This is a genomic window from Ralstonia sp. RRA (genome assembly GCF_037023145.1).
GTDB lineage: Bacteria > Pseudomonadota > Gammaproteobacteria > Burkholderiales > Burkholderiaceae > Ralstonia.
The window spans coordinates 1,783,763-1,798,659 of record NZ_CP146092.1 but is presented as its reverse complement, the minus strand read 5'-3'; the positions used below and the strand labels follow the sequence as shown (position 1 = coordinate 1,798,659).

Here is a 14,897-nt window from a genome sequence, read left to right as displayed (position 1 = left end):
CTAAGTCGTTCCACTCACCTTTTCCACCAAGGAGTCACACCATGAAGAAAGCACTGATTACTGCTTGTGTCACCGGTTTCGCCTTTGTTAGCACCGGTGCCGTGTTCGCCCAGACCGACACCATGCCCAAGAAAGAGGAAGCCCCGATGGCCAAAGACGCGATGGGGCACGACAAGATGGCAAAGGAAGGCATGAAGAAAGACAAGATGAAGAAGGGGGGGATGAAGAAGGATGAGATGAAGAAGGACGAGATGAAGGGCGATATGAAAAAGGATGAGATGAAGCAGTAACGGTGATAGTGCCGCGCCACTTGACCAGCAAGTGGTGCGGTGCCCCTCTGTGAATGAGCGCTGCCATCAGGGCGTCACCACAGGCGGGATAGGACGGTGCACAGTTGGCCAGTCAACCAGCCCGCCATGTCCCTTTCAGGAGATTGCATGATGAGCGGTTCCTGCTGCTCCCCGCGCGCCGGATGTTCCGGTGCGGTTGATTCATCCACTGTGGGTGCGCGTGAGCCATTGGCTGAACGCACTTGCGGCGATCACGATGGTGTTGTCCGGCTGGCGCATCTACAACGCTTCGCCAATCTATGAATGGTTCGAGTTTCCGGCCGGCATTACGCTGGGAGGCTGGCTTGGCGGTGCCTTGCAATGGCATTTTGCGGCGATGTGGCTGCTGTTCATCAACGGCACGGTGTACTTGACGCTCGCGTGCATCACCGGACGTATCCTCCGGAAATTTTTTCCGGTCACGCCGGGAACACTCTTGCGCGATGTCTTGGCAGCGTTGCACGGCAAGCTGAGTCACAGCGATCTGAGTGTCTACAACGCGGTCCAGCGTGCAGCCTACCTGGCCGCGATCATCGACCTGATTCTGCTTGTGCTGTCGGGTCTCGCGATCTGGAAATCGGTCCAGTTCCCGCTGCTGCGCACACTGCTGGGCGGCTATGACACAGCCCGTGTCGTGCATTTCTGGGCGATGGCGTTCCTCGTCCTTTTCTTTGTGGTCCACGTCACGATGGCGGCGCTCGTTCCTCGGTCGCTGCTGGCAATGATCCGCGGGCGTTGAAAGGAGAGTCACCATGCCATCGAAGCCCCGCAATGCTGTCACCCGTTATCGCCTGGACCGGCGCGCGCTCGAGATCGACGTGCGCCGTGAACTCGAGATGCCATCGCGGCGCCTGTTCAACCGGCGCATTCTCACGCTTGGTGGTTTGACGATGCTCACCGGCTGCACCCTCGTAGACGACGCCTCGGTCAATGATTTCCTGTTGAAGGTCTCGCGCATGAATGACCGTGTGCAGGCCTGGCTGTTTGACCCCAAGCGCCTTGCCCCCACCTACACCGAAGCCGACCTGACACGGCCATTTCCCTTCAACGCGTTCTACTCGATGGAGGAAGTGCCGCACGTCGATGCATCGACATACCGATTGACTGTGTCAGGTCTGGTCACAGGTAAGCGCACTTGGACGCTCGACGAACTGTATTTGCTGCCGCACGCCGAACAGATCACACGCCACATCTGCGTTGAAGGATGGAGCGCGATTGGCCGCTGGGGCGGAACACCGTTTGCCCAGTTTCTGCGCCGAGTGGGGGCCGATACGAGCGCCAAGTACGTCGGCTTCAAGTGTGCGGATGATTACTACGAGAGCATCGACATGCCGACTGCCTTGCATCCGCAGACGCTTCTGACGTTCGAGTACGACGGCATGCGGCTGCCTGCCGAATTCGGTTTCCCGATGAAGCTGCGCATGCCGACGAAACTCGGCTACAAGAACCCGAAGCACATCATGGAGATCTTCGTCACCAACACGTTTCCGGGTGGCTATTGGGTTGACCAAGGCTACAACTGGTTCGGTGGGTCGTGAAGGCTTTCTAATTGTCCAGTTCAGGGGCGGGTGCCGACTGGTGCGGCAAGGTCCCAACGCGGCAGTTCCGCCACGACCACCCAGCCTGCAATCTCGCGATCGAATTCGTGACGAATGGGGGCGCTCCTGCTGGTGATTCCGGTAAAGCCGGCGTCGGCAAGGCAGCGTTCGATGTAAGTCAGCTTGTGTGCGTAGCGGCCGCTGGGCTGCAGCAGGTAATCGGTTCCGTCGCTGCTGGTGTCCAGCGCCTCGAATGTCAGGATCGCATGGCCGGCAGGCCGCAAGGCGGCTGCCATCGCGCTAGCGATGTGTTCCAGCCCTCCGAAGTAGACCAATGTGTCTGCCACGACGATCAGGTCCCATTGGGTAGGGTGGGTGCCGAGATATTCACCCAGTTCGGCCTTGACCAATTGGTGGTACAGCCCGGCAGCTTGCGCCAGAGCCAGCATGCCGGCCGATAGGTCGACCCCGGTCAGCGTTCGGGCCACGGGCGCGAGGTGTGGTGCGCACAGGCCAGTGCCGCAGCCGGCGTCCAGCACATCCAGTGAGCCCTGCGGCAAGGCCAACTGACGCAGGGCATCGCCCACATATTCCGGACCGCGGTAGCGCAACCCGGTCAGTTTCTGATCGAACTGCGGCGCGGCGTCGTCGAACGTCTGCTCCACGAATGCGTCGGCGCAGCGTGGAGGGGTGTCGGTGCCTGCGCATGCGGCAAGGAAGTGGCGTGCAATGGGGTTGTCCGGTTCTCTTTCCAGCCAGCGCCGATAGATTTCTGCTGCCTCTGCGTGCCGGCCCAGCCGGTAAAGCGCTACACGGCGTAGTTGTTCCGGCTGGTCGATTTCGGGGCGGGCGAGTATGGCGCGGCAATGGTAAAGGGCGGCTTCCTGTGTCTGGCCACGCGCGCTGAGCAGGTTGGCATAGTGTTCCAGCGCGTCGGCAAAGTCGGCGTCGAGGGCGATGGCGTTTTGGAAGGCTGTCGCCGCGTCGTCCGCCATGCCCAGCGCCAGCATGGTCGCGCCCAGGTTGTTCCAGATGAGCTTGTCGTCCGCCTTCAGTTCGAGCGCGTGGATGAACGCCTCGGCCGCTTGGGTCAATTCGCCCCGCTGTACGCGGGCATTGCCGAGTTCGTTATAGCGCTCGGGACGATCCGGCTGCAGGTGCAGCGCACGTTCGACCAGAGCCATGCCGTCGTCGCTGCGGCCGGTCTGGTGCAGCAGCAGGCCGAGGAAATAAGTGGCATCGGGGTCGTTGTGGTGTGCCGCGAGGATGGTGCGGTATGCCGTTTCAGCGGCGCCGAGGTCTCCCGTGCGGTGGCGGGCTAGGGCGGCGTTCAGCGCCTGTGTGATGGCATCTTGCATGAATGTAGGGGGTTGCGGTTGGGCATCGAGAGCGCTACTCACCTCACCACGTCCCGCCGCGTAGCGGTCGATGGTGGCGTGGTGCACATTGGTCGCGGCCGCCGCCGATTCCTGACAAAGAATGGGCGATTTTGCCAATGAAAATGCGCCCAATAGCGGGTGGAGTGATAGCTAGGCCCTTCAGCATGGCGCTTTCCTTGCATACGTAAGCGGACGGAAATGAAGCGAAGGGTGGAACAGCAAGGACAACGGCGATGCAGACCGACACGAGAAACCAGCGTGAGCTGGGTTTCGTGATGGATGTCGAGAACTGCCAGGCAACCTTACGGCCGGTTGTTCTGACCCTCCCGGACATGTCGGCTCAGCAACTGATAGGCTGCGATCGCCACGCACATGGTGCAGAACGCAATCCAAGCGTACGGCCACAGCAGCGGCAAGCCAGTGAGGATTAAGCCGTCGTTGCCCCCGGGAATCCAGAAACTACCGATGCCCATGAGGGCCCCGCCCAACGCGCAACGACCTATCGCCGTCCCTGTGGGGCGGGTCGGTACAAAGCGGCCTGCCGTCCATCCTCCCAGGGCTGCCCCGGCAAACAGCGCCAGCAAAAGCGGGCCGCGCAGAGCAGCCGCACTCATGCGCTCGAGCGCCCAATCCGCGAGGGTATCGGTGTAGGTCCAGGCGCCAGCCAGTGTCAGCAGGACAATGAAAGTGACTCCGATGACGAGCGTGGCACTGTAGGGATGCCACGCCCGCGCTGCCCAGGTGACCCGTGGCGAGCTCTTTCGATTGCCTACATTGCCAGCCTGACATTTGGCACCGCAGATGAATGTGCGATAGACCGTCCAGGCAACACGTGCGGCGACGACAGCCATCACTGTTGCAGCAGCCCATGCCGGTAGCGATAACGCTGGCGCGGCTTGCTGCAAAGGTGCGTTAGTCATGAAGGGAAAGACATGTGTGGCTAGCCAGTAACCTGCAAGAAATCCCGGGGGCGTAGCAATGTAGGCCCACTCGCCGTTGCCAAAGCGGGCGATAGCACCGAACACGCACGCCCGGTTCACCGCCGCGCCGATGCCAAGCAGCGCCGCCCCTGCCACCGTTAAACCAGTCGATGCGTATCCTTGAGGCATTGGCATCCGCAGGCCGAGCATTTTCAATCCGAGGATGACGGCCAGCACCCATAGAGACGCCTCCAGCATGGCGAGCAGCCGCCCGAAGCGGCGCGTGTCGAGTATTTCTGTCACCGCGACGACTGTGCAGGTTGCGCCGCGCTGAATGGCGTAACCCATCACGCCTGCGCTCAGCAGGCAGACTGATGTCAGCGCAGTCGTCAACATAAGGCCGTTCATCACTGGTTTTACATCACGAGATATCGTGGATCATCACGCCGTCCGTCGGATCCACTGGAGTGGCCCATGGCCGTTGAGCGATGGCACGACAGGCATCGTTGTAGCCTGCTTCCCAGCGCGTGCGAATGCCCTGGCGGGTGAAGTCGATGTCCTTGGACGCGTCCTCTCCAGGCAGGCGCGGCGCGTGCAGGCGCACCAGGTGCATTGTTGTGCCGCATCCCCAGGCCGCAAGCTCGCGGATGGCGGGGTCGTCGCGCAGCTGCGGGGGCACGCGCTTGCTCATCTCGCGAATGATGTGACGCAACTTGTGGATTTGCTGTTGACGCTGCACGTGGCTCGTGTCGCGGGTAGAGAACTGGATGTCCTTCTGTCGCTCGCTGATTTGCGCCAAGCTCTGCGGTTCACTGGCGTGCGGTGTCCACAATTGGATAGCGAAGATGGTGGAGTCACGGCGCGGGTTGTCATCCAGCACGACTTCCACAGGCGTGTTGGAATAAATGCCGCCGTCCCAATAGGGCTCGCCGTCCACGCGCACAGCAGGAAACGCAGGAGGCAAAGCACCGGAGGCCATCACGTGCTCGACGCGCAGAGGCTCATGGCGGCTGTCGAAATAACGCATCACGCCCGTATTGGCGTTGACCGCCCCTACCGTCAGGCGATGGTCGCGCTGAGCGAGGTAATCGAAGTCCACCAGGTCCAAGAGTGTTTGGCGCAGCGGCGCCGTGGTGTAGTAGGCGGCGTGGTCGATACCCACGGCAGCAAACTGTCCCAACATCGCAGCAGGGTTAGGCGCGAAAAGAGCGGGGAGTCCACGCGTGAACGTTCCCAGGTTGGTGAACGTGTTGCCCAGTAGGCTTGCCCAATAGCGTTGCAAGTCCGTTTGCTGGATTTCCGTACGTTCCCAGAAGGTGTGCAACTGCTCCATTCGGCGCTCGGGCGGGTTGCCCATGATGATCGCGCCGTTGATCGCGCCGATCGATGTGCCAACTACCCAGTCCGGCTCAATACCCGCCGCGTGCATAGCCTGGTACACGCCCGCTTGGTATGCGCCCAGCGCTCCCCCGCCTTGCAGCACTAGCACCGTTTGTCCGAGGGGCGATTGAGCGCCGATCCGCCGCACATTGTCGGGAGCGACGGGAGCCGTGGGAGCTGTCTTGGTTGCCATGATGTCTCCATGCGGTCCGACCGCCGTCGATGGGCATCACCACGCCCGTCATGGAGGCCGCCGCATCCCTTGCGAGAAACGCCGTAAGCGCGGCCACCTGATCGATGGTCAGGAATCTCTTGGACGGCTGAGCCTTGAGCAACACCTCGTCGACAACCTGCTGCCCGGTGATGCCGCGCGCTTTAGCCGTACCGGTGAGACGCGTTACTTGGACGGCGCTTGCATCGTGCCGCCCATCTGCGCGCAGGTGCCGGCCGGCACGTACTTCCACGACATCGGGTCCTTGTCGATCTTCGATTGGCCGGCGCAGGCGTGGGCGCTGCCCGGGCTGGCGCAATCGTTCTGGCCGGCCTTGGCCACGCCATAACATTTTTCCTTACCGGCGGCGTCTGCCGCTTGCACCGGAGTCGACAGGGCGCCCAGTGCGAGCAGGCTACCCAGGGCGGCGGCGATGATGGCTTGTTGTTTCATTTGCGTTCTCCTTGATTGAGCAGGTGTCTTTTGACCAGCAAAGGCGTGATTGCCTCGCTGTACGGTGCTCTGCGGCAATGCGCAAACGCGTTCCGTGCAACTTGGTCGCCGCACTGACAGATTCCTGATACGGAGAACGAAAAAATTTTTCTGAAGGTGAGAAACGGCGTTGCCGTTGAAAAAAGGCGGCCTTGAATCGGCCATCTTATGCGATTGCGCTGACCGCAGCCGGAGGCCGCTCGAGCAATGCGATGTCGTCGACTTGTCTCTTCAGAGGCAAGCGACGACTGAGTACTCCGCATGTCTGGTGGCAGTGAACGCCGTCTCCTACGCATACCGGGCTGCAGGAGTCGCGCTGGACAGGTGCGAGAACATCGCCTGCCGCGCGGCTTCATAGGCATCCCACTCTTCGCGGGGCTGCAATGACGGGATCGTCACCAGTTCGCGCTGGTCAAATCCGACCAAGGCGGCGTCGACCATGTCAGTTGCCGACATGACGATTTCCTTGGGCAGGTGTTCCAGCGGAAGGCCGCCGATCTGCCAGAAATCGGTGGCGGTGGCGCCGGGTAGTACAGCTTGCACCTGCACGCCCTTGTCTGCGAGTTCATGGTGCAACGACTGGCTGAAGGCAAGCACAAACGCCTTGCTGCCGCCGTAGACGCCGTTGAGCTGTTCCGGCCGGATGGCGACGATGGACGCGATATTGATGAGGGCGCCCTTGCCGCGTGCGACAAAGCCTGGCACAGCGGCGTACGTCAGCCGCGTGAGCGCGGTCACGTTCAAGTCGATCATCCGCGTCATTGCATCGACATCGCTGTCGAGCAGCGGCGTGTGCGTCCCCACGCCTGCGTTGTTGACGAGCAGGGTGATGCTTGCGTCTTGCTTGAGCTTGGCCTCGACGGCTGCTAGCGCTGTGCGGTCATTGAGGTCGGCATCGACAATCTCGACACTGCGCTGCGTGTCATTGGTGATGCGATCGGCCAGTGCGGCCAGCCGGTCGCGGTTGCGTGCGACCAGGATCAGGTCGTAGCCCCGGCGGGCGAGGCGGTCTGCGTAGACGGCACCGATGCCCGACGATGCGCCAGTGATCAGGGCCGTACCTTGATGTGCTTGGGTCATGACGTCACTCCGTTGTGAAGCGGGTTGATGAATGCGTGAGTGCATTCTGGCTTCGATTGGTCATGGCTGAAATGACGTATATAGTCATGATTCAGGACACGGCTTGACGGAGGACGGACATGCACCGAATCGGCTTTCTGATCAGCGATGGCTTTCAGATCATGGCGCTGGCTAGCCAGTCCGTGTTCGAGTACGCCAACATGGCGGCCGGTGAGCCGTTCTATGTACTTGGCAACTTCTCGGTCAGCGGCGCAGAGGTGCGCTCGTCGCTCGGGTTCTCGGTCGGCACGCGAAGCTTGCGCGGCAGGGGCGATGTCGACACGTGGATGGTCGCTGGCGTCAATGACCCGGTCAGTTCACCGGCCCCTGCCGAAGTCGTCTCGTTCCTGCGCAAGGGTGCCAGCCGTGCCAGGCGTGTTGCCGGCATTTGCACCGGCGCCTTCGTGCTGGCGGAGGCGGGTTTGCTGGCGCAGCGTCGCGCCACCACGCATTGGGCGTATGGGCGGGAAATGCAGAGGCGTTTTCCAGACATCCACGTCGAGGAAGACCGCATCTACATCGTCGACGGCCCGATCTGGACGTCTGCCGGCATGACGGCTGGCCTGGATCTGGCGCTGGCGATGGTGGAGAAGGATCTGGGCGCGGACATGGCCCGCTCTGTGGCGCACAAGCTGGTCATGCATCAGCGCCGGGCGGGCGGTCAGTCGCAGCATTCTGAAATGCTCGATCTCGCGCCAAAGTCGGATCGGATCCAGAATGCACTGAACTATGCGCGTCGGAATTTGCACCGTTCTCTGACCGTGGAAGAACTGGCCGAGACCGTGCATTTGAGCCCGCGCCAATTCAGTCGCGTGTTTGCGCTGGAAACGGGGCAGTCGCCCGCCAAGGCGATCGAGGGGCTGCGGCTGGAGGCCGCTCGGCTGATGGTCGAGCAAGGCCGGCATCCGCTGGATGTCATTGCCAGGGAAACCGGCTTCCGAGATCGCCGCCATATGCGTGAGGCGTTCATGCGTGGATTTGGCCGTCCACCTCAGGCGGTGCGGCGCGATGCGCGCACGGGGGACTGAGGTCATGTCATCGGCCCGCTCAGTCTGCGCGCCAGACGTTACCGCGCGGACCAGCTACGCAGGCGCTCAATCAGCCAGCGACCCGCAGGCCCAGGCGGCGATGCCGTCGGATAGATCGCCGACATCTGCATGGCAAATCCGCCAGGCGGCACTTCATCAATCTTCACTTCAACTAGGCGACTCGGCTCAAGATCGGCTTGAACGGCGTGCAAGGGCATGCCACCCGAGTCTTTTTGGGTTTGTATCGCCTGACGTTGTTTATTTTCGCGCCAGCGGTATCTGCAGGTTGGTCGGCCGGTTCTGCTCGGTGTCGAACCCGCGTCCGTCAACGTTGCGCGCACCCCAGAACAACAGGCCGTGCGCCAGGTACACCAGGTCGTACTCCATGAAGTGCTTTCCCGCAGCCAACCCAAAAGGCGCGAAGCTCTTGCCGAAGATGCTCTGCGTCTGACCTGACTCCCACTTGGCGTAGCCCTGCGCAGCGATCTGGTTGAGCACCTCTGCAAAGCCTGGCTGAAGGGGCGTCACCTCGTACGCCTCGTCTGCAATGAAATCCACCTTCTGCGCACCCGGGGCGATCGGGTGCTCCCCCTGCCAGAACATATGCCCCCGGATGAAGATGCGGGCCAGCGGTACCTGACCATACGGATCGACAAAGTTGGTGACGGCCAGCTCGAATCTGTCGCCCGGCAGCACGGTGAAGTCTCGCCGCAGGTAGAACGGTTTGAGCGTGCCGTCCGGGTTCTTCTGCGCGCTAGGGCGTACCTCGGGGGCGATGCTCATCCAGTTGCCGAGCAATGCGCTGCGGATGTCTTCGAGAGTCATGGCGGTTCTTCCTTTCTCAACAGATGGCGTGGCGAATGAAGATGGCATCACGTGGCTATGACGATTGTCATAGTTGAATTCACTATGATGGTCTTCATAGTCCTTGTCAACCCAGGAAAGAATGGAGGTGCCCGATCATGGCGGGTGAGATGCGAGAGCGCATGGTGGAGGGGGCGATGGGCCTGCTGGCACAACGGGGCCTGCACGCGACGTCGTTCTCGGAGGTACTGGCAGCCACGGGGGCGCCGCGCGGTTCGCTGTACCACCATTTCCCGGGCGGCAAGGACGAGTTGATGGCTGCCGCAGTCGACCGCGCAGGCGCTGTGCTGGTTGACGCGCTGGAAAGCACGGCTGGCATGCCGGTTGACGCCGTGGTCGAGCGCTTTCTCGCCATCTGGCGTTTCGTGCTGACCCAGTCGCAGTGCGAATCGGGGTGCGCCGTGCTGGCCGTGACTGTGGCAACGGATTCCGCCGAGTTGTTGTCGCACGCGACCACGGTTTTCCGCGCCTGGCGTGAGCGACTGGCGCAGTTGCTGCGGCGGAGTGGGTTACCGGCAGCCGCGGCCAAGCGCTTTGCCACCGTCATGATCGCCTCGGTAGAGGGGGCGGTTGTTCTCAGCCGGGCGGAGCGGAGCCTTGAGCCCTTCGAGATCGTGGCCACGCAGTTGATGGAGCAGGCGCATGCCATGATGGCGGCCAAGTCGAAAGGCTGAGGTGCGGCCTGCGTATCTAGCGTCGAGGCAGTCTATCCAGGCCGTGCACCCGAGCGCGTCTTCTGTCGTAGAGCAACCTAACAAGACAAACAGATGACTGTCTTCATTGCAGTACCCGCACCATCCGGCAACAGACCAGGCATGTCGTCTGGCACGAGGGGCAACGGTGGCATCCGGCGCCAGCGATTCCCGCTACGCAACGCCCTGATGTCGACCGCACTTGCGCTGGGGTTGCTGCAGGCAGCCGGCCTGGCCGCTGCCTCGACCGGCCAGGCCACCACCTGCGAAACCTGGGTAGGTGATTTCGCCACCAAGCAGGGAGCCCCCGCATTTTTCCGGATCGAGCACAACGACAAAGGCTTTGTTGCACGCACCAAACAGGCCGACGGCCGTTGGAGTGCAGAGACCGTCGAATTGGTGGACGTGACCCACAAGCCGGAGTTGGAGATCGCCTTTGCTCACGGTTGCGTGCTGGCTGGCGCGGGAGCGTTGCTGATCGAAGCCCCGAAGGGCACGGCCTACCAGGCCACGTCGATCACCGGGCGCAACTTCAGCACGTATCACATGGGTACGGATGCGCTGATGCTGGTCATGCAGGGCTTCCAGGTCGACGGGCGCGATCTTTATCGTGTGACGGCCGAAGGCGCGTCGCCGGCACCGCTGCCGCCACTGCCTAAGGCGATCCCGGGCAAAGAGGCGTCGAGTTTCGTTTGCCCAGGTATGCGCCCGTCGGCCATCACCCAGGCCGCCTTCGATGCTTTGGCTGCTGACTACCGCAAACGCTTCGACGGACTGGAGGCCATTCGGCAGGCCGAGGTGGTCTGCGGCCAGCGCCTCGACAATCTGCTCAGCCTTGACACGTTCACCAGCGTTGATTTGCACGAGGACCGCGCAGCAACGCTCGCGGAAGCGAAGATCCTGCTCAAGGCGGGGGAGGTGCCCCACGACGAGGCAGGCAAAGACACATGGTGGCCGGCCGCACGCCACTGGTTGATGCGCAACACGCCGCTGTTCGATACCGACCCGCCCGTGCCGCTTCAGGCCGAGTATTTCGCCGCATTCAACGAAGATATCCTGCCACGTCTGCCAAAGGCTCCGGCCGACGATGCCCAGAACGTGAAGGATGTGGTTCGGTACACGCTTGCCATGCCGCAAGCGCAGGCGACCCATGCACTCGCCGGGTTACAAGCGCTAGGCGCGTTGGATGCCCAGGTATCCGGTGGCACGGTTGCCCATGCTGTGTTGCCGTGGGCACTCGAGCCGCAGGTTGCCGACGCCGTATTCGAGACAATTTTCAAGGCCGCCAAGGTGCAGCCGCGCGATGCTGTCACGCTGTTCTTTTCGGTCATCGACACGAAGAACGCGGTGGGTGTGAACCGCCTGCTCAAGCATGGTTTTGATCCGCGTGATGCGAAGGTGCTGTTGCGCGCGCGTGGGCAGCCAGCGCTTTATGCGACCTTGCTGGACACCGCATTTCAACGTGCCACGTCTGCCGGAGGCAAGCTGCCGGCAGACGTAGTGGATCCACTGGTTCAAGCTGAACTGCGCAATGGCAAGACGATCGACTGGAACGCCGTCGAGCCGCTGCTCAAACATGGCGGGGACGTGTCTCGCAGCTTTATCACGGGTGTGGAGCGTGACAATGCGTCGCTTGCCTTCTTTGCCCGCAGTGCGCCAGACAAATTCCTGGACATGCTCAACCACGGCTTGCGCGTTGACTTGCCGTATCCGGTTGGCGGCAATGCGCTGCTGACCCGCTATCTGCGGCTGAACATTGCCTGGATGCCGGAGGGGCCGAGGCCCGATGTGGTTGAAGCCATGCTCAAGCACTACAACAATGCCGCAACCGGCAAACCATGTACCGACTGTGCGTACGACCCGCTGGGCATTGCACTCAGCAATCAAGGTCCCAACAGCGTTGCGGTGCTCAAGGTGCTGCTGCGCTATGGTGTCGACCCCAACGCGCCCGATACCAAAGGGTTTCCTGCGTTCACCTACGCGATCATGGATGACCGTGTCGATATGCTCGACGCCATGATGCAGGGCCCCAAGGCGCTCAATCTGAAGCTGACCGATCCCAATGGTTTCAGCTTGCTGGCGCTGGCGCGCTGTTACGATGCCAGCAAAGCGGCGGACTGGCTAAGCCAGCATGGCGCGGGTCAGCCGGATCAGGGCTACGCCGCCTGTCGCGAAGGCCTTGCTGCGCAACGCAAGAAGGGCTGATCGCCGGAATGCAACCCGCTTGGGTTGGCAGAGGTCGGTTCACACGTGCAAGACACCTCTGCCAGCGCGTCTGTGCTCAGTTCTTGTGGCTGCCGAATCGACGCCCTTGGTCGAACAGCGTTGCGACAGCAACCATCAGACCAGAGCAGACCAGGATCACGACGACGCCACCTGTGGCATGCGTTGTCGATTGTGCAACCATCGACAGCGCCCACAGTGGTGCCAGCCCGCCCGCCAGGGCGGTGCCGATCTCGCGGCCCGAACCGACGCCTGTCGAACGGTTCTGCACGGGAAACTGGCGGCTCAGGAAAGACCCTTGCGGCGCAAACATCATCGGTGCCAGAACACCGGTGCCAATCACCATGGCCCAGTAGATCGCCGTGCTGGCCCCCGTGCCCAGCAGCGAGAGGAAGGGATAGGCAAACAGCGCCGACAGCATGCCGCCCACCATCAGCACCTTCTTGCTGCTGAACTTGTCGCACATCCAACCGAAGAACGGCACCGTGACAATGGCGACCAAGCTGGCCAGCGTTACCGACAGCGACGTCACGCTGGCAGATACCCCCTTGAACTGGGTGAGATAAGCCAGAGAGAACGTCTTGAAGATGTAGCTGATGGCGTTGTATCCAACGGCGATAAAGAACACCACGCCAAGGCCTTTGAAGTGCGAGGTCAGCAGATCTCGAATCGGCTTTTCCTGGCGATGGCTCTCTTCAAAGGAAGCGTATTCCGGTGTTTCGGGCAGGCTCTTGCGCACCCACATCCCGACCAGCACCAGGACAAAGCTCAGGAGGAAAGGAATACGCCATCCACCCGCGAGCAGGAAGCGATCACCCGCCATCGTGAGCAGGTAGACGGTCAGCGACGAAAGCAGCAGCCCCAGGTTCAAGCCCAATGCTGGCCATGATCCCTGGCGGCCTTTACGGTTCTCTGCGGCATGTTCGTATGAAGTCACTGCGGCGCCGGCCAGTTCGGCTCCAGCGCCCAAGCCCTGGATGATTCGAATTAGCACAAGCAGTAGCGGCGCCCAGAAACCGATGGATGCATACGTTGGAATCAGGCCGATCGCCGTTGTGCACAAGCCCATCAGGCAGAACGTGACAAACAGCATCTTCTTGCGACCGTATTTGTCGCCGAAATAGCCGAAGAAAATGCCACCAATCGGCCGGGCAACAAAGCCGATCGCGAAGGTGGCGAACGCTTGCAGCGTGGCATTGGTCGGGTTGGACGTATCAAAGAAGATCTTGCTGAAGACGATCGACGCCATCGTGGCGTACAGGTAAAAGTCGTACCACTCCAGCATGGAGCCAACGATTGTGGCGGTGGCAACTTTCCTCAGGCGTGTCTTGCTGTCATCGGGTGATTCAGGGCGAAAAGCGTTCATGGTGTCTCTTTTTTAATGTGTGTTTTTATCATTCCGGGCGGAATGGATCGGTCGTTGTCTGATCTGTCGACAGCCTCGGGGGCGCTGTTCAGACGCGGCGTCGCACGATGTGCTGTGGCCCCAGTTCGGCGCAGCCTGTTACGCCCAGCATGGCCAGGTTGCGGTCGACCTCGTCTCGCAGCAGGCTGATGGCGTGGGCCACGCCGGCCTCGCCCGCCACGGCAGCGGCGTAATTGAAAGGGCGGCCCACAAGCACCATGCGTGCGCCCAGCGCCAAGGCTTTGAGTACGTCTGAGCCGCGCCGGAATCCGCTGTCGATGAGCACCGGGTAATCGGGGCCCATGGCAGCCACCACGGCTTCAAGCACGCGCATGGGCGAGGCGGCACCGTCGAGTTGTCGGCCGCCGTGGTTGGACAGCACGATGCCGTCGGCGCCCACGCGTCGGGCCTCCAGTGCGTCCTCCACGCTGAGCAGGCCCTTGACCACCAGCGGCCCCTTCCAGCGGCGGCGAATGGCTTCGATGTGGCGCCAGGTCAGATGGTCGCGCGCCGAAAAATCGCGCAGCACGGTGGACGACATGATGGGCGCCCCGCGCGTGGCGAACGAGTTCTCGAAATGCGGCATGCCGTGGCGCAGCAGCGTGCGCAGGAAGGTGCCCATCACCCAGCTGGGCCGCACCATGCCGTCCCACGCCAGGCGCAGGCTGGGGCGCAGCGGCGTGGAAAAGCCGGTGCGGATGTTGTTCTCCCGGTTGGCCGAGATGGGGATGTCCACCGTCACCATCAGCGTGCCGAAGCCGGCGCGCTCCACGCGGTCGATCAGTGCATCGATACGCGCCTGGTCGCCTGGTATGTAAGCCTGGAACCAGGTGGCCGGGCTTTCGCGTGCCACCTCTTCCATGGGGATCAGCGATGTCCCGCTCATGATCGACACGATGCCGGCCTGTTGCGCCGCGCGTGCCAGAACCAGATCACCGCGGTAGGTGGTGAGCGCATTGATACCCATCGGTGCAATGCCGAACGGGCTGCTGTAGCACTGGCCGAATAGCTCCACAGCCTGCGAGCGCTTCGAGACATCGCGCAGCACACGGGTGGAAAACGCGTACTCGTCAAACACCGCCCGGTTGTCGCGCAGCGAGGCGTTGTCCTCGGCGGCGCCGGCGATATAGCCAAAAATGGGCCGGGGCAGGCGCCGACGCGCTGCAGCCTCGAAGTCGTGCAGCGACAGCATGTTGCGCAGCGCGGCGGGCAGGGCCACGGATGAAGGTTCAGCGTAGGAAGCCATGGAGGAATGCGGATTGCTCGAAAAAGCTGCGACACTGTAGGGCGACGGTTTTGCGAATTAAAGCGAAATAT

13 protein-coding genes and 2 pseudogenes are annotated in these 14,897 nt (G+C 62.0%); 6 read left to right on the top strand and 9 right to left on the bottom strand.

Annotated features, from left to right (window positions below; genetic code table 11):
* Window positions 1-41 precede the first annotated feature (41 nt).
* From V6657_RS26145 to V6657_RS26135, 3 genes and pseudogenes are all read left to right on the top strand, one after another.
* Window positions 42-290 carry a pentapeptide MXKDX repeat protein gene (locus V6657_RS26145; protein WP_048931462.1) on the top strand — a complete coding sequence of 83 codons (249 nt, stop codon included), beginning with the start codon at window positions 42-44 and terminating at the stop codon, window positions 288-290.
* A gap of 193 nt (window positions 291-483) precedes the next feature.
* Window positions 484-1,068, top strand: a pseudogene (locus tag V6657_RS26140) (cytochrome b/b6 domain-containing protein); the annotation flags it as partial.
* A 13-nt stretch (window positions 1,069-1,081) separates the two neighbouring features.
* Window positions 1,082-1,867 carry a molybdopterin-dependent oxidoreductase gene (locus V6657_RS26135; protein ID WP_021193730.1) on the top strand — a complete coding sequence of 262 codons (786 nt, stop codon included), beginning with the start codon at window positions 1,082-1,084 and terminating at the stop codon, window positions 1,865-1,867.
* A 20-nt stretch (window positions 1,868-1,887) separates the two neighbouring features.
* On the opposite strand, the gene V6657_RS26130 is transcribed toward V6657_RS26135, so the two are convergent.
* From V6657_RS26130 to V6657_RS26105, 6 genes and pseudogenes are all read right to left on the bottom strand, one after another.
* A complete protein-coding gene (locus V6657_RS26130) occupies window positions 1,888-3,363 on the bottom strand; it encodes a tetratricopeptide repeat protein (RefSeq protein WP_137884616.1) in 1,476 nt (491 codons plus the stop codon).
* Window positions 3,364-3,548: 185 nt separating this feature from the next.
* Window positions 3,549-4,562, bottom strand: a complete 1,014-nt coding sequence (locus tag V6657_RS26125; RefSeq protein WP_048931459.1) for a YeeE/YedE thiosulfate transporter family protein — start codon at window positions 4,560-4,562, stop codon at window positions 3,549-3,551.
* Between the two features lie 25 nt (window positions 4,563-4,587).
* On the bottom strand, window positions 4,588-5,739 hold the full coding sequence (locus tag V6657_RS26120; RefSeq protein ID WP_082170070.1) for a patatin-like phospholipase family protein: 1,152 nt from the start codon (window positions 5,737-5,739) through the stop codon (window positions 4,588-4,590).
* Between the two features lie 10 nt (window positions 5,740-5,749).
* Window positions 5,750-5,929: pseudogene (locus V6657_RS26115) on the bottom strand (SDR family oxidoreductase); the annotation flags it as partial.
* A gap of 14 nt (window positions 5,930-5,943) precedes the next feature.
* The gene (locus tag V6657_RS26110) at window positions 5,944-6,210 is read right to left on the bottom strand and encodes a DUF2282 domain-containing protein (RefSeq protein ID WP_048931458.1); all 267 of its coding nucleotides are present in this window, start codon (window positions 6,208-6,210) and stop codon (window positions 5,944-5,946) included.
* Between the two features lie 327 nt (window positions 6,211-6,537).
* On the bottom strand, window positions 6,538-7,329 hold the full coding sequence (locus V6657_RS26105) for an SDR family oxidoreductase (RefSeq protein WP_048931457.1): 792 nt from the start codon (window positions 7,327-7,329) through the stop codon (window positions 6,538-6,540).
* Between the two features lie 119 nt (window positions 7,330-7,448).
* Between V6657_RS26105 and V6657_RS26100 the strand changes: the two genes are divergently transcribed.
* Window positions 7,449-8,396: a GlxA family transcriptional regulator gene (locus V6657_RS26100; protein ID WP_048931456.1), complete on the top strand. Its 948-nt coding sequence runs from the start codon at window positions 7,449-7,451 to the stop codon at window positions 8,394-8,396.
* Between the two features lie 258 nt (window positions 8,397-8,654).
* On the opposite strand, the gene V6657_RS26095 is transcribed toward V6657_RS26100, so the two are convergent.
* Complete coding sequence (locus tag V6657_RS26095; RefSeq protein ID WP_048931455.1) at window positions 8,655-9,221, bottom strand: hypothetical protein; 567 nt, start codon at window positions 9,219-9,221, stop codon at window positions 8,655-8,657.
* A gap of 137 nt (window positions 9,222-9,358) precedes the next feature.
* On the opposite strand from V6657_RS26095, the gene V6657_RS26090 reads away from it, so the two are divergent.
* Both V6657_RS26090 and V6657_RS26085 read left to right on the top strand, forming a co-directional pair.
* Window positions 9,359-9,934, top strand: a complete 576-nt coding sequence (locus V6657_RS26090) for a TetR/AcrR family transcriptional regulator (RefSeq protein WP_048931454.1) — start codon at window positions 9,359-9,361, stop codon at window positions 9,932-9,934.
* A gap of 207 nt (window positions 9,935-10,141) precedes the next feature.
* Window positions 10,142-12,157, top strand: a complete 2,016-nt coding sequence (locus tag V6657_RS26085) for an ankyrin repeat domain-containing protein (protein WP_048931453.1) — start codon at window positions 10,142-10,144, stop codon at window positions 12,155-12,157.
* Window positions 12,158-12,233: 76 nt separating this feature from the next.
* Here V6657_RS26085 and V6657_RS26080 read toward each other — a convergent pair whose 3' ends face one another.
* On the bottom strand, window positions 12,234-13,541 hold the full coding sequence (locus tag V6657_RS26080; RefSeq protein ID WP_048931452.1) for an MFS transporter: 1,308 nt from the start codon (window positions 13,539-13,541) through the stop codon (window positions 12,234-12,236).
* Between the two features lie 88 nt (window positions 13,542-13,629).
* A complete protein-coding gene (locus tag V6657_RS26075) occupies window positions 13,630-14,826 on the bottom strand; it encodes an alpha-hydroxy acid oxidase (protein WP_048931451.1) in 1,197 nt (398 codons plus the stop codon).
* Window positions 14,827-14,897 lie beyond the last annotated feature (71 nt).

Bases quoted from the DNA above. Each gene is read 5' to 3' on its own strand.
- V6657_RS26100 (WP_048931456.1), top strand. From the start codon at position 7,449: ATGCACCGAATCGGCTTTCTGATCAGCGATGGCTTTCAGATCATGGCG.
- V6657_RS26120 (WP_082170070.1), bottom strand. From the start codon at position 5,739: ATGGCAACCAAGACAGCTCCCACGGCTCCCGTCGCTCCCGACAATGTG.
- V6657_RS26145 (WP_048931462.1), top strand. From the start codon at position 42: ATGAAGAAAGCACTGATTACTGCTTGTGTCACCGGTTTCGCCTTTGTT.
- V6657_RS26095 (WP_048931455.1), bottom strand. From the start codon at position 9,221: ATGACTCTCGAAGACATCCGCAGCGCATTGCTCGGCAACTGGATGAGC.
- V6657_RS26105 (WP_048931457.1), bottom strand. From the start codon at position 7,329: ATGACCCAAGCACATCAAGGTACGGCCCTGATCACTGGCGCATCGTCG.
- V6657_RS26110 (WP_048931458.1), bottom strand. From the start codon at position 6,210: ATGAAACAACAAGCCATCATCGCCGCCGCCCTGGGTAGCCTGCTCGCA.
- V6657_RS26090 (WP_048931454.1), top strand. From the start codon at position 9,359: ATGGCGGGTGAGATGCGAGAGCGCATGGTGGAGGGGGCGATGGGCCTG.
- V6657_RS26125 (WP_048931459.1), bottom strand. From the start codon at position 4,562: ATGTTGACGACTGCGCTGACATCAGTCTGCCTGCTGAGCGCAGGCGTG.
- V6657_RS26135 (WP_021193730.1), top strand. From the start codon at position 1,082: ATGCCATCGAAGCCCCGCAATGCTGTCACCCGTTATCGCCTGGACCGG.
- V6657_RS26075 (WP_048931451.1), bottom strand. From the start codon at position 14,826: ATGGCTTCCTACGCTGAACCTTCATCCGTGGCCCTGCCCGCCGCGCTG.
- V6657_RS26080 (WP_048931452.1), bottom strand. From the start codon at position 13,541: ATGAACGCTTTTCGCCCTGAATCACCCGATGACAGCAAGACACGCCTG.
- V6657_RS26085 (WP_048931453.1), top strand. From the start codon at position 10,142: ATGTCGACCGCACTTGCGCTGGGGTTGCTGCAGGCAGCCGGCCTGGCC.